Origin of the sequence: Pseudomonas rhodesiae (assembly GCF_013285305.1) — a bacterium.
Lineage (GTDB): Bacteria > Pseudomonadota > Gammaproteobacteria > Pseudomonadales > Pseudomonadaceae > Aquipseudomonas > Aquipseudomonas rhodesiae.
In genome coordinates, this window is the sequence record NZ_CP054205.1 from 779,386 (window position 1) to 791,525 (window position 12,140).

Annotated in this window: 10 protein-coding genes and 1 riboswitch; of the genes, 5 read left to right on the forward strand and 5 right to left on the reverse strand. The window is 62.9% G+C overall.

What is annotated here, in order from left to right; all coding sequences use genetic code 11:
- Positions 1-39: 39 nt before the first annotated feature.
- Positions 40-1,464, forward strand: coding sequence for a bifunctional D-glycero-beta-D-manno-heptose-7-phosphate kinase/D-glycero-beta-D-manno-heptose 1-phosphate adenylyltransferase HldE (gene hldE / locus HRH33_RS03320; RefSeq protein ID WP_034095569.1), 1,425 nt, complete (start codon positions 40-42; stop codon positions 1,462-1,464).
- Positions 1,457-2,392: an NAD-dependent epimerase/dehydratase family protein gene (locus tag HRH33_RS03325; RefSeq protein ID WP_167416784.1), complete on the forward strand. Its 936-nt coding sequence runs from the start codon at positions 1,457-1,459 to the stop codon at positions 2,390-2,392. Before hldE ends, HRH33_RS03325 begins: the two co-directional genes overlap by 8 nt.
- A 29-nt stretch (positions 2,393-2,421) precedes the next feature.
- Here HRH33_RS03325 and HRH33_RS03330 read toward each other — a convergent pair whose 3' ends face one another.
- From HRH33_RS03330 to HRH33_RS03345, 4 genes are all read right to left on the reverse strand, one after another.
- Positions 2,422-3,390, reverse strand: a complete 969-nt coding sequence (locus HRH33_RS03330; RefSeq protein WP_167416785.1) for a metal ABC transporter ATPase — start codon at positions 3,388-3,390, stop codon at positions 2,422-2,424.
- 41 nt (positions 3,391-3,431) lie between these two features.
- Complete coding sequence (locus tag HRH33_RS03335) at positions 3,432-4,244, reverse strand: aldo/keto reductase (protein ID WP_167416786.1); 813 nt, start codon at positions 4,242-4,244, stop codon at positions 3,432-3,434.
- The gene (locus HRH33_RS03340; RefSeq protein WP_040265851.1) at positions 4,241-5,410 is read right to left on the reverse strand and encodes an NAD(P)/FAD-dependent oxidoreductase; all 1,170 of its coding nucleotides are present in this window, start codon (positions 5,408-5,410) and stop codon (positions 4,241-4,243) included. Before HRH33_RS03340 ends, HRH33_RS03335 begins: the two co-directional genes overlap by 4 nt.
- 82 nt (positions 5,411-5,492) lie before the next feature.
- Positions 5,493-5,828, reverse strand: a complete 336-nt coding sequence (locus HRH33_RS03345; RefSeq protein WP_034095574.1) for a DMT family transporter — start codon at positions 5,826-5,828, stop codon at positions 5,493-5,495.
- 101 nt (positions 5,829-5,929) lie between these two features.
- On the opposite strand from HRH33_RS03345, the gene HRH33_RS03350 reads away from it, so the two are divergent.
- Both HRH33_RS03350 and waaA read left to right on the forward strand, forming a co-directional pair.
- The gene (locus HRH33_RS03350; RefSeq protein ID WP_034095575.1) at positions 5,930-6,820 is read left to right on the forward strand and encodes a LysR family transcriptional regulator; all 891 of its coding nucleotides are present in this window, start codon (positions 5,930-5,932) and stop codon (positions 6,818-6,820) included.
- 23 nt (positions 6,821-6,843) lie between these two features.
- Positions 6,844-8,121 (forward strand): lipid IV(A) 3-deoxy-D-manno-octulosonic acid transferase, encoded by a 1,278-nt coding sequence (waaA, locus tag HRH33_RS03355; protein WP_167416787.1) that lies wholly within the window; start codon positions 6,844-6,846, stop codon positions 8,119-8,121.
- A 139-nt stretch (positions 8,122-8,260) separates the two neighbouring features.
- Here the strand turns inward: waaA and HRH33_RS03360 are convergent, their stop codons facing one another.
- Positions 8,261-9,700: a TolC family outer membrane protein gene (locus HRH33_RS03360; protein WP_034095577.1), complete on the reverse strand. Its 1,440-nt coding sequence runs from the start codon at positions 9,698-9,700 to the stop codon at positions 8,261-8,263.
- Positions 9,701-9,894: 194 nt separating this feature from the next.
- Positions 9,895-10,000: riboswitch (TPP riboswitch) on the forward strand.
- A 149-nt stretch (positions 10,001-10,149) separates the two neighbouring features.
- Here HRH33_RS03360 and thiC point away from each other — a divergent pair.
- Positions 10,150-12,039, forward strand: coding sequence for a phosphomethylpyrimidine synthase ThiC (gene thiC, locus HRH33_RS03365; protein ID WP_167416788.1), 1,890 nt, complete (start codon positions 10,150-10,152; stop codon positions 12,037-12,039).
- Positions 12,040-12,140 lie beyond the last annotated feature (101 nt).

Sequence of the window (12,140 nt, forward strand, 5' to 3'; positions counted from 1 at the left end):
AATATCGCGCCCCTGTTCATTTTGTATGTGGGTTGCTCCATGAAGTTGTCCATGCCGCGATTCGATCAAGCCCCTGTCTTGGTGGTCGGCGATGTCATGCTCGACCGTTACTGGCATGGTGGTACCTCACGGATTTCCCCTGAGGCACCGGTACCGGTAGTCAAGGTCGAGCAAATCGAAGACCGTCCAGGTGGCGCTGCCAACGTTGCCCTCAATATTGCCGCCCTCGGCGCTCCGGCCTCGCTGGTCGGTGTGACCGGCGACGATGAAGCCGCCGACAGCCTGGCCAACAGCCTGCGCGGTGCCGGCGTGCGTGCGCTGTTCCAGCGCATCGCCCATCAGCCGACCATCGTCAAGCTGCGGGTCATGAGCCGTCACCAGCAGTTGCTGCGAATCGATTTCGAAGAGCCCTTCGCCACCGACGCCCTGGCCCTCAGCGGTCAGGTCGACGAACTGCTCGAAGGCATCAAGGTGCTGGTGCTGTCCGACTACGGCAAAGGCGCGTTGAAGAACCACCAAATGCTGATCCAGGCCGCCAAAGCCAAGGGCATCCCCGTATTGGCCGATCCCAAGGGCAAGGACTTCTCGATTTATCGAGGTGCCAGCCTGATCACGCCGAATCTCAGCGAGTTCGAAGCTATCGTCGGCGGTTGTGCCGATGAGCACGACTTGGTGAGCAAGGGCGCCACGCTGATGGCCGACCTTGATCTGGGCGCCTTGCTGGTCACCCGTGGCGAGCACGGCATGACCCTGCTGCGCCCCGGCCACCCGGCGATGCACCTGCCGGCGCGGGCCCGTGAAGTGTTCGATGTCACCGGCGCCGGCGACACAGTGATTTCCACCCTGGCCGCGTCCATCGCCGCTGGCGAAGAACTGCCCCACGCGGTGGCCCTGGCCAATCTGGCGGCGGGCATCGTGGTCGGCAAGTTGGGCACCGCGGCCATCAGTGCTCCGGAATTGCGTCGCGCGATCCAGCGTTCCGAAGGCTCGGAGCGAGGTGTGCTGAGCATCGAGCAATTGTTGCTGGCGATTGATGACGCCCGTGCCCACAACGAAAGCATTGTGTTCACCAACGGCTGCTTCGACATCCTCCACGCTGGTCATGTGACGTACCTGGAGCAAGCCCGCGCCCAAGGCGATCGTCTGATCGTCGCGGTCAATGACGATGCGTCGGTCAGCCGTCTGAAGGGCCCCGGCCGTCCGATCAATAGCGTCGACCGGCGCATGGCGGTCCTGGCCGGTTTGGGCGCGGTGGACTGGGTGATCAGCTTCCCTGAAGCGACCCCTGAAAATCTGTTGGCCCAGGTCAAACCCGATGTGCTGGTCAAGGGCGGCGACTACTCCGTCGACCAGGTGGTCGGCGCCGATATCGTCAGCGCCTACGGCGGTACGGTCAAAGTGCTGGGCCTGGTGGAGAACAGCTCGACCACGGCAATCGTCGAGAAGATCCGCAACAATGAATAAGGCTGAACCGTTGGTTTTGATCACCGGGGGCGCGGGCTTTATCGGCTCGCACCTGGTCGATGCACTGCTTGCCAAAGGCTATGCCGTGCGGGTGCTGGATAATCTGTCCACCGGCAAACGCAGCAACCTGCCCCTGCACAATCCGCGCGTGGAGCTGCTCGAAGGCGATGTGGCCGACGCCGAACTGGTGGGTCAGGCTGCCCTCGGCGCGACGGCGGTCGTACACCTGGCCGCCGTGGCCTCGGTGCAGGCCTCGGTGGACGACCCGGTCAGCACGCACCAGAGCAATTTCGTCGGCACCTTGAATGTGTGCGAAGCCATGCGCAAGGCCGGGGTCAAACGCGTGGTGTTTGCGTCCAGCGCGGCGGTGTATGGCAACAATGGCGAAGGGGCCTCGATCGACGAAGAGACCACCAAGGCGCCGCTGACGCCCTACGCGTCCGACAAGTTGGCCGGCGAATACTACTTTGATTTCTACCGTCGCCAGCATGGTCTGGAGCCGGTGATGTTCCGTTTCTTCAATATCTTCGGGCCGCGTCAGGACCCGTCCTCGCCGTACTCCGGTGTAATCAGCATCTTCTGCGAACGTGCCCAGCAGGGCCTGCCCATCAGCGTGTTCGGTGATGGCGAGCAGACTCGCGATTTCATGTACGTGGAAGACCTGGTGGACGTATTGGTGCAGGCCATCGAAGCGCCGGATGCGCCGCTGGGTGCGATCAACGTGGGCTGGAACCGCACCACCACCCTCAAGCAGGTCTTGCAGGCATTGGAAGAAGCGGTGGGCTCGTTGCCCGCCGTGACTTACGGGCCGGCGCGTTCGGGAGATATCCGACATTCGCGGGCGAACAACCAGCGGTTGCTGGCCAGCTTCACCCTGCCTGAACCCACGCCGTTGAAGGTCGGTTTGCAGCGCCTGCTTAACGGCTGAATCCTGTGGCCAGTACGCTAATTGCTTGATTAGCGGCTGGCCTTTTTCCTCGGCACAATCTTGCCCAGCATCCGCCGCGCTTTGCCGGTCAGGCGTTTGAGTTTCGATTCTTTCTCCGGCTGCGCCAGCCCCTGCTGGCGCAGCCAATCCTTCCAGCGAATCCGCTCTTCTCGCACCACCCAGCCGTCCTGCTGGGCGAAGCTCTCCGCCAGGAACAGGCCCCGTGTGCTGGCCGGGTGCAGTTGGTCTTTCTTGACTGTGTACAGCTCGGCCAAGGGCTGGCCGTCCTTGAGCGGCATCAGGTACAGGTCAGGGCGTTGTCGGTTAAGGCGCGCCACCAGCTGGTCGCCTTCCAGGCGCTCATCCACATGGAACAGGCTCAGGGACTTGGCTTCCTTGGGCACTTCCAGGCGCAGGTCGTAAATCAATTGCAGCGAGGCGGTGGGCAGGTGCACATAGGCCCGTGGGCGTTCGATCAACTGGGTGGTGGCGCAGCGGACCGGGCGCGCGGCGCCGGACAATGGGCTGAGGCGAAACGGCAGCGCCTCGCGGTAATGCAGGGCGGCGGAGTAGGGCGCCGGCAGCCAGGTATCGTTGAAGCGCCCGCCGAGCCAGCCTTCGGGGGTTTCCAGTAGGCACTCTTCGGCGATTTCCTGGATGGCGGTGTGCAGCGGCAGGTTCAATTCGTGAGCCGGGACGTAGCCGGAAATCAGCTTGAGCACCACGTCGCCCCGGTCCTGGCGGCGCTGGCGCACCAGCACCCAATAATCGCGGTTCTGCCAGTGCAAGGTCAGACGCACCGAGACCCCAAGGTTGGCCAGCTCCACCGCGAAGCGCTCGGCGTCCGGCACATCCACCGGTTTGCGCCGTTGCAGGGTCTGGGCGAAATTGAGCGGCATGCCGACGCTCTGGTAACTCAGGCCTTCGGGGGTGGCTTCAACGTGCAGCGGCAGTGTCTTGAAGTTGCTGGGGTTTTTTCTTATGAGCGTGCGCGGCATGTCGGCTCCTTCTTGCGACGGGGTCGGCCGCGTGGGCGGCATCAGCGTTGACGAATGACCTGGGCAGCGGTCGCCACGTTATGGGCCAGGTGCAGCGGGTTAATGGTCCCGACAATAGCACTGGCGACGCCCGTTTGCGCAAACAACAACGTGAAACTGGCGCGTATTGGATCCATTCCGGGTTCCAGGCAGACATGGCCGCTGGCCAAGGCTTTTTTGACCAGGATGCCCTTGCCGTGGGTCGCTGCATAATCAATGACGGCTTTCTCTGCCTGTTCGTTCAGATTGTAGGTGACCATCGCGCAGTCGCCTTGCTCCAGGGCCTTCAAGCCGCCTTCGACGGTTTTGCCGGAGAAACCGAAACCGCGAATCTTGCCCTCTTGCTTGAGCTGCGCCAGGGTCTGGTACACCTCGCAGTCGTTGAGGATCTGCAAGTCGTTGCCGTCGGAATGCACCAGTACCAGGTCGATAAAATCCGTTTCAAGTCGTTTCAAGCTGCGTTCTATCGACATGCGCGTATGCGCTGCACTGAAATCGTGACGGGAGACACCCGCTTCGAACTCTTCACCCACCTTGCTGACGATCACCCAGTCCTGGCGCTGACCACGCAACATCGGCCCCAGGCGTTCTTCACTCATGCCATAGGCCGGCGCGGTGTCGATCAGGTTGATCCCCAGCTCGCGAGCCTGGCGCAACAGCATGCGCGCCTCGTCATCCCCTGGAATCTGAAAGCCGTTGGGGTATTTCACCCCTTGATCGCGCCCCAGTTTGACGGTGCCCAGGCCCAGCGGCGAAACAAGCAGGCCGGTGTTGCCCAGCGGGCGATGCAGGTCGTGCAGGGTCGGCAGGCTCATGGCAACAGGGTCTCCCAGACGGGTACGCCGAGGGCGGGTTTGGGCAACTCCGGCAGCGGTTGCGTGGGGCCTGGCTGGATGCCATCGCGTTCCAGGCTGTGCAGCACGCGGTCGGCGAAATCTGGCGCCAGGGCCAATTTGGTCGGCCAGCCCACCAGCAGGCGGCCCTGTTCGGCGAGGAAAGCGTTATCGGGACGGCTCAGGCCCGACTGCAGCGGCTCCGCACGGTCGACTCGCAGGGTGGCCCAGCGGGTCTGGTGCATGTCGATCCACGGCAGCAAATGCGCCAGCTCTTTCTGTGCTGTGGCGATTTGTGCTTCCGGTGTGCGCGCCACGCCATCGGCCTCGGCGATGTCGCCGCCCATGTACCACACCCATTCGCCATTGGCGGCCGGGTGCGTGGTGATGGTCAGGCGCGGCTTGGTGCCGCCGCCCAGGCAATGGGCATACAGCGGCTTCAGGCCGGGGCCCTTGGCGAGGATCATATGCAGTGGCCGCGTCTGCATGGCCGGCTGGCTCAAGCCCAGGGCACTGAGCAAGTCGGCAGTGCCGGCGCCCGCGCTCAATACGATGCGTTGGGCGCGAATCTCGCGGCCGTCCACCTTCAGGCCCACCAAGGTGCCACCGTCCTGCAGCGGTTCGATGTGCTGCCCGGCGAGCAGGCTGTCACCGCCCAGTTGTGCCAGGCGCTCGATCACACTGGGCACGTCCACCACCAGTTCGGCCAGGCGATAGACCTTGCCTTTGAAGCGCTTGTCTTGCAGAGCCGGCGGCAAATCGTCGCCTTTGACCTGATCCACACGGCCACGCACAGCCTTGCTGGCGAAGAAGCTGGTGAGATTGCCGGCGAGGGTGCCGGGGGACCACAGGTAGTGCGCCTGGGACAGTACGCGCACCCCGGACAGGTCCAGCTCGCCGCTGCCGGCCAGGGCCTCGCGCCAGCGGCGCGGCATGTCGGCGATGGCTTCGGAGGCGCCGGTGAGGGCGCCGTGCAGGGCGTATTTAGCGCCGCCGTGAATGATCCCCTGGGACTTCACACTTTGTCCGCCGCCGAGGGTGGCGCTTTCCACCAGCACCGTGGAAAACCCCTGGCGGCGCAGGCGCGCGTTGAGCCAGAGGCCGGCAACCCCGGCGCCGACAATCAGAACGTCGGTGGAAATAGGCATGCGCGCGGGACCTCTGCGTTGGAAATGGGCGCCTAGTATAGCGCGCTGCGCTGCCTCATCAGTGCGACACGTTGGCCGCGACTCAATGCCCAGCCGTTTTCGAGAACAGCTGAATCACCACCACCCCCAGCACAATCAGGCCCATGCCCAGCATCGCAGGCAGGTCGAGCTTCTGCCCGTAGATAAACAGCGCCGCAACGCTGACCATCACGATCCCCATCCCGGCCCACACGGCATAGGCCACGCCCACCGGCACCGTGCGCACCACCAGGGTCAGCATCCAGAACGCCACGCCGTAGCCGACAATCACCAACAGCAGTGGGATCGGCGTGCTCCAGCCCTTAATGGCTTTCATGGATACCGTAGCGATCACTTCCGAGCAGATGGCGATGGCCAGGTAGCAGTAGGCGGCATTCATAGGTCAATCCTCGGCGTAGGGCGGGTCAATAGGCCGGCATTTTAGCGGCTGCTTAGATGGGGTAAAGTCATTACCTATCAGTATGAGAGATAGGTTGCTCCATGAGCGTTCAATGGAATCTGGAACAAATGCGCCTATTTGTGAACGTTGCCGAGCAGCGTTCTTTTTCGGCGGTGGCGCGGGGGCAGCGCAAGGCGCAGTCGGCGGTCAGCAGTGGGATTGCAATGCTGGAGGCTGACCTGGGCGTGAGCTTGTTCGAGCGCAGCAGCGGCCGCCAGCCGCGGCTGACCGAAGCCGGCGCTGTGTTGCTCGAAGAGGCCCGGGAAGTGTTGCGCCAGTGCGAACGCCTTAACGGTCGTGCCTTGTCATTGATGCGCGGCGAAGAAGCCTGCCTGCGCCTGGCTCAGGACGAGGCCATGCTGTACCAGCCAGTGCTCGACAGCCTGGACGCCTTGGCCGGGCAATTTCCCAATCTGGAAGTGCAGCTTTCCAGTGCAGCCCAGGGCGATGTCGCACGCAAATTGGTGGAGCGCAAGGCTGACCTGGGCATGCTGTTCTATCACGATCAAATCCCCGAAGCGCTGGAGCGCCGCGTGGTGGGCAGTGTGGAGATGGTCACGGTCTGCGGGCGCCACCACCCGCTGGCGGCGCAGAATCGTGTGGATTGTCAGGGCCTGGCGCAATACCGTCAGTTGCTGATGTCGACCCAGACCAGTGTCTACCCCGGCAGTGAAGCCGCCAGCCCGCAGGTCTGGCGGGCCGACAGCTTCTACGTGCTGGCCGAATGGCTGATCCGTGGCCTGGGTTGGGCCTGGCTGCCCCGGCACGTGGTGCAATACCCCGCGTATCAGAACCTGATGGTCGAACTCGACAGTGAATGGACTCCGCCGGCGCTGGTGGTGGAGCTGGTCTGGCGGCGCGATGAACCCCTGGGGCCCGCCGCGAGATTTCTCGCTGAACGTTTTGCCGAGTGCCTGCGGGCGATTGACTGAAAAAGCCGATAAACTCCGCCGCCATGAATAGAACTCTCTACACCTGCCTGTTTTACCTGGCGCTGCCATTGGTGGCTTTACGTCTGTGGCTGCGCGCACGCAAGGCGCCGGCCTATGCCCAGCGCGTGGGCGAGCGGTTTTCCTACGGTTTGCCGGCGATGCAGCCGGACGGGATCTGGGTGCACGCCGTCTCGGTGGGCGAAAGCATCGCGGCTGCGCCCATGGTGCGCGGGTTGCTGGCGCGTTATCCGGACTTGCCGATCACGCTCACCTGCATGACGCCCACCGGCTCCGAGCGTATCCAGGCCCTGTTCGCCAACGAGCCGCGCATCCAGCACTGCTATTTGCCCTATGACGTGCCGTGCGCGGCCAAGCGTTTTCTGAATCGCGTGCAGCCGAAACTGGCGGTGATCATGGAAACCGAGCTGTGGCCCAACCATATTCACGCCTGCGCCCAGCGCGGCATTCCGGTGGCGCTGGCCAATGCGCGGCTGTCGGCGCGTTCGGCCAAGGGCTATGGGCGCTTCGCCAAGTTGACCGCACCGATGTTGTCCGAGATGAGCCTGCTTGCGGTGCAGACGCAGGCCGAGGCCCAGCGTTTCCTGAGCCTGGGCGCACGCCCCGAGACCGTGGAAGTGACCGGTTCGATCAAGTTCGACCTGACCATCGACCCGCAGTTGCCGGCCCGCGCCGCCGCGCTGCGTGCGCAATGGGGTGCCACTGAGCGGCCGGTGTGGATCGCCGCCAGCACCCACGCCGGCGAAGATGAAGTGGTACTTGCCGCCCATCGTCAACTGCTCGACAGCTACCCCAATGCGCTGTTGATCCTGGTGCCGCGCCATCAGGAACGCTTCGGGCCGATGTTCGATCTATGCCAGCAGCAAGGCTTCGCCACGGTTCGGCGCTCCAGCGGCGAGCCCGTCACGGCGCAGACGTCGGTGCTGCTGGGCGACACCATGGGGGAGTTGCTGTTTCTGTACGCCCTGGCCGACAGTGCTTTCGTCGGCGGTAGCCTGGTGGCGACCGGAGGGCACAACCCATTGGAGCCGGCAGCGTTGGCGCTGCCGGTGATCATGGGGCCGCATGTGTTCAACTTCCTGGAAATCACCGCGATGATGCGCGAAGCCGGTGCGTTGCGCGAAGTGGATGACGCCGAAGGGTTGGCCGAAGCCGTGCGGCAGTTGTTCGAGCTACCCCAGGATGCCCGCAAGATGGCGCAGGCGGGGCTCAAGGTGATGCAGGCCAACCAGGGCGCGCTTGAGCGCTTGCTCAATGGTCTGGGCCGATTGATCGCGATTTAAAGGGCGAAAGGGGATTGCCCTTGATGACGATCTGTCAGGCCAAATAGTGTTGGCTGTCTTGCGCTATCGGGGGCAAGTCGAATCGTTGCACCGCCCCTCCCGCATGATCAAGCCCCTCACACATGATTTAGCAGCGTGATTAATTATTCGGGCGGGCCTTGAGCTGTTCGGCGGCGGCCTTGGCCAGGTCCGGCGGCAGGAAGTCGCGGTCCGGGTTGTAGTCAGCCTTGAGGTAGCGCGCCAGGTCCTGCAGATCCCCAGGGTTCAACGTGCCCGCGGCCTGCTTCAAACGCAGGTTGTCGAGGATGTAGTCGTAGCGGCTGTTGTTGTAGTTGCGTACGGAGGCATAGAGCTGGCGCTGGGCGTCGAGCACGTCGACGATATTGCGCGTACCCACCTGATAGCCGATTTCCGTGGCTTCCACCGCGCTCTGGTTGGAGATGATCGACTGGCGGCGCGCCTGTACCTGTTCCACATCAGTGTTAACCGCGCGGTGCAGGTTGCGTGTGTTTTCCACCACCTGGCGGCGCAAGCCTTCGCGTTGCTGCTCGGTCTGGCCCAGGCGCGAGTACGACTCGCGGACCTGCGAGCTGGTCAGGCCGCCGCTGTAGATCGGGATATTCAGGCGCAGGCCGATGGTGCGTTGTTCCACATCGCCGCGATAGGGCGTGCCGAAGGCATTCGGGTTGCTGAACCCCAGCGCATCGTTATCGCCTTTTTCGTATTGCGCCACCGCGTCCAAGGTTGGCGCGTGACCGGCCTTGCGCTGCTTGAGGACTTCCTCGGCGGCGGTGACAGCATAGTTGCTGGCCAGCAGGTTGAGGTTCTGGCGCCCAGCGGTCTCGACCCAGGCCTTGGCGTCGTTCGGCAGCGGCGGCAACACCGGCAGCGTGTGGACAATGCCCTGGATCGAGTTGTACTGACGGTTGGTCAGGGTGATCAATGCTTCAAACGCATCTTCTACCTGACGCTGCGCCAGAATCCGGTTGGCCCGCGCGGTGTCGTAGCTGGCTTGGGATTGCAGCACGTCGGTCTTGTCCGACAGGCCCACGTCGAAGCGCTCGTTTGACTGATCAAGTTGGCGTTTGAAGGCGTTCTCTTCGGCCTTGGTCGAGGCCAGGTTGTCCTGGGCGCGCAGCACGGCGAAGTAGTTCTCTGCGCTCTGCAGAATCAGGTTCTGTTCGGTGGCCGACAGTTGCAGCGCTGCCTGTTCATTGGTGGCTTCAGCCGCCTGCAACTGGAACCAACGGTCGGCGCGGAACAGCGGCTGGCTGAGGGTCGCGCGCCAGGAGTGGGCATCGCGGTTGGCGGTGGCGGCCGGTGTGTCGATCTGGGTGCGTACATTGTTGATGTCGGCGCCGCCGGAGAGGTTCGGCAGCAAGCCGGCGCGGGCCTGAGGCACCACTTCTTTTTGCGCGCCGTATTGGGCGCGGGCGGCGGCCAGGTCGGCGTTGTTATCCACCGCTTCCTGATAGACGCTGACCAGGTCGGTTCTGGCGGACAAGGGCGCTTCAGCTGCCCAGACCATTCCGTTGGTCGCACAAGACACGGCAATAGCCAGTGAGAGTTTGCGCAGCATGAGGCGATCCCTGAATAAATATTACGGTGATAATTCGACGGCCAAGGCTACGGCGGCTGTTTCAGAGCGTCAAGCCTTGGGCAGTAGCCGAGTGTAGTGGCGCCGACCCGACGCAACAATCCTGCAATCATGCCATTCATCACGCTGAAAGCAGCACCATTGGCAATTTGCCCATTCCATGGTCTAGACTGGCCGCGTTCTTGTCGGGGTGCCTTGTTGGAAGGCTGAGATCGGTAAATACCGGATCCCGTTGAACCTGATCAGGTTAGCGCCTGCGTAGGGAACAAGATTTCTCGTCACCCGGCGAGTCCTCTTGTGCTTCGTCCGGGATGTTGTTCGTTTACCGAGCAGCCCTCGTGCGCCAAGCACAGCACTGGTTCCAGTGCGTCCATCCGTCACAGGTTCGCTCCGACAAACATCCACCGCCTGGATAAGTTGGAGAGCCCGTGATGACTACAAAACTAAAAAATACCGTGCATTTGAGTGAATCGGCCAAGGTCGACTCTGGCTCCGTGCAGCCGTTTACCCGCTCGCAAAAAATCTACGTGCAGGGCACTCGCCCGGATATCCGCGTCCCCATGCGCGAAATCAGCCTGGACGTGACCCCCACCGATTTCGGCGGTGAAATGAACGCCCCTGTCACCGTGTACGACACCTCGGGCCCCTACACCGACCCTAATGTGATCATCGATGTGCGCAAAGGCTTGGCCGATGTGCGTTCGCCGTGGATCGAATCCCGTGGCGACACCGAACGGCTGGCCGGCCTGACCTCGCATTTCGGCCAGCAGCGCCTGAGCGATGCCGAGCTGACCGCCCTGCGTTTTGCCCATGTGAAGAACCCGCGCCGCGCCAAGGCCGGTGCCAACGTCACCCAGATGCACTACGCGCGCAAAGGCATCATCACCGCCGAGATGGAATACGTCGCCATCCGCGAGAACATGAAGCTCGAAGAAGCCCGGGCCAGTGGCTTGCTCGACCAGCAGCACGCCGGCCACAGCTTCGGCGCCAGCGTGCCGAAGATCATCACCCCGGAATTCGTGCGCGAAGAAATTGCCCGTGGCCGCGCAATCATCCCGGCCAACATCAACCACACCGAACTGGAACCGATGATCATCGGCCGTAACTTCCTAGTGAAGATCAACGGCAATATCGGCAACAGCGCCCTGGGGTCGTCCATCGAAGAAGAAGTGGCAAAACTCACCTGGGGCATCCGCTGGGGCTCGGACACGGTGATGGACTTGTCCACCGGCAAACACATCCATGAAACCCGCGAGTGGATCATCCGCAACTCGCCGGTGCCGATCGGTACCGTGCCGATCTACCAGGCCCTGGAAAAAGTCGGCGGCGCCGCCGAAGACCTGACCTGGGAGCTGTTCCGCGACACCCTGATCGAACAGGCCGAGCAGGGCGTCGATTACTTCACCATCCACGCCGGCGTGCTGCTGCGCTACGTGCCGCTGACCGCCAAGCGCGTCACTGGCATTGTGTCCCGTGGCGGTTCGATCATGGCCAAGTGGTGCCTGGCGCACCATAAAGAGAATTTCACCTACACGCATTTCGACGAAATCTGCGAAATCATGAAGGCCTATGACGTCAGCTTCTCCCTGGGCGACGGCCTGCGCCCCGGTTCGATTGCCGACGCCAACGACGCCGCGCAGTTCGGCGAGTTGGAAACCCTCGGCGAACTGACCAAGACCGCCTGGAAGCACGACGTGCAAACCATGATCGAAGGTCCCGGCCATGTGCCGATGCAGTTGATCAAGGAGAACATGGACAAGCAGCTCGAATGCTGCGACGAAGCGCCGTTCTACACCCTCGGCCCGCTGACCACCGACATTGCGCCTGGCTACGACCACATCACCTCCGGCATCGGTGCGGCGATGATCGGCTGGTTCGGTTGCGCCATGCTCTGCTACGTCACGCCCAAGGAGCACCTGGGCCTGCCGAACAAGGATGACGTAAAGACCGGCATTATCACCTACAAGATCGCCGCCCACGCGGCCGATCTGGCCAAGGGGCATCCGGGCGCGCAGATCCGCGATAACGCCTTGAGCAAGGCGCGATTCGAGTTCCGCTGGGAAGACCAGTTCAACCTCGGCCTGGACCCGGACACCGCGCGCTCCTATCACGACGAAACCCTGCCTAAGGACTCGGCCAAAGTCGCGCATTTCTGCTCGATGTGCGGGCCGAAGTTTTGCTCGATGAAAATCACCCAGGAAGTGCGTGAGTACGCGGCCAACCAGCGCATTGACGCGGTGGATGTGGACGTGGCCAAGGGCCTGGCGGAGCAGGCAGAGCGGTTCAGACAGGAAGGCAGCCAGTTGTACAAGAAGGTCTGATCCAGAGACGGCGGTGCCTGTACCGCCGTTATCGGGGGCAAGCCCCCTCCCACACCTGAATGTGGGAGGGGGCTTGCCCCCGATTGCAATCTCCCCAACAA

What these genes read in the sequence shown, in the direction of transcription:
- HRH33_RS03325 (WP_167416784.1), top strand. Translation starts at nt 1,457, where the DNA reads ATGAATAAGGCTGAACCGTTGGTTTTGATCACCGGGGGCGCGGGCTTT.
- HRH33_RS03335 (WP_167416786.1), bottom strand. Translation starts at nt 4,244, where the DNA reads ATGAGCCTGCCGACCCTGCACGACCTGCATCGCCCGCTGGGCAACACC.
- HRH33_RS03350 (WP_034095575.1), top strand. Translation starts at nt 5,930, where the DNA reads ATGAGCGTTCAATGGAATCTGGAACAAATGCGCCTATTTGTGAACGTT.
- HRH33_RS03330 (WP_167416785.1), bottom strand. Translation starts at nt 3,390, where the DNA reads ATGCCGCGCACGCTCATAAGAAAAAACCCCAGCAACTTCAAGACACTG.
- HRH33_RS03340 (WP_040265851.1), bottom strand. Translation starts at nt 5,410, where the DNA reads ATGCCTATTTCCACCGACGTTCTGATTGTCGGCGCCGGGGTTGCCGGC.
- hldE (WP_034095569.1), top strand. Translation starts at nt 40, where the DNA reads ATGAAGTTGTCCATGCCGCGATTCGATCAAGCCCCTGTCTTGGTGGTC.
- HRH33_RS03345 (WP_034095574.1), bottom strand. Translation starts at nt 5,828, where the DNA reads ATGAATGCCGCCTACTGCTACCTGGCCATCGCCATCTGCTCGGAAGTG.
- waaA (WP_167416787.1), top strand. Translation starts at nt 6,844, where the DNA reads ATGAATAGAACTCTCTACACCTGCCTGTTTTACCTGGCGCTGCCATTG.
- thiC (WP_167416788.1), top strand. Translation starts at nt 10,150, where the DNA reads ATGACTACAAAACTAAAAAATACCGTGCATTTGAGTGAATCGGCCAAG.
- HRH33_RS03360 (WP_034095577.1), bottom strand. Translation starts at nt 9,700, where the DNA reads ATGCTGCGCAAACTCTCACTGGCTATTGCCGTGTCTTGTGCGACCAAC.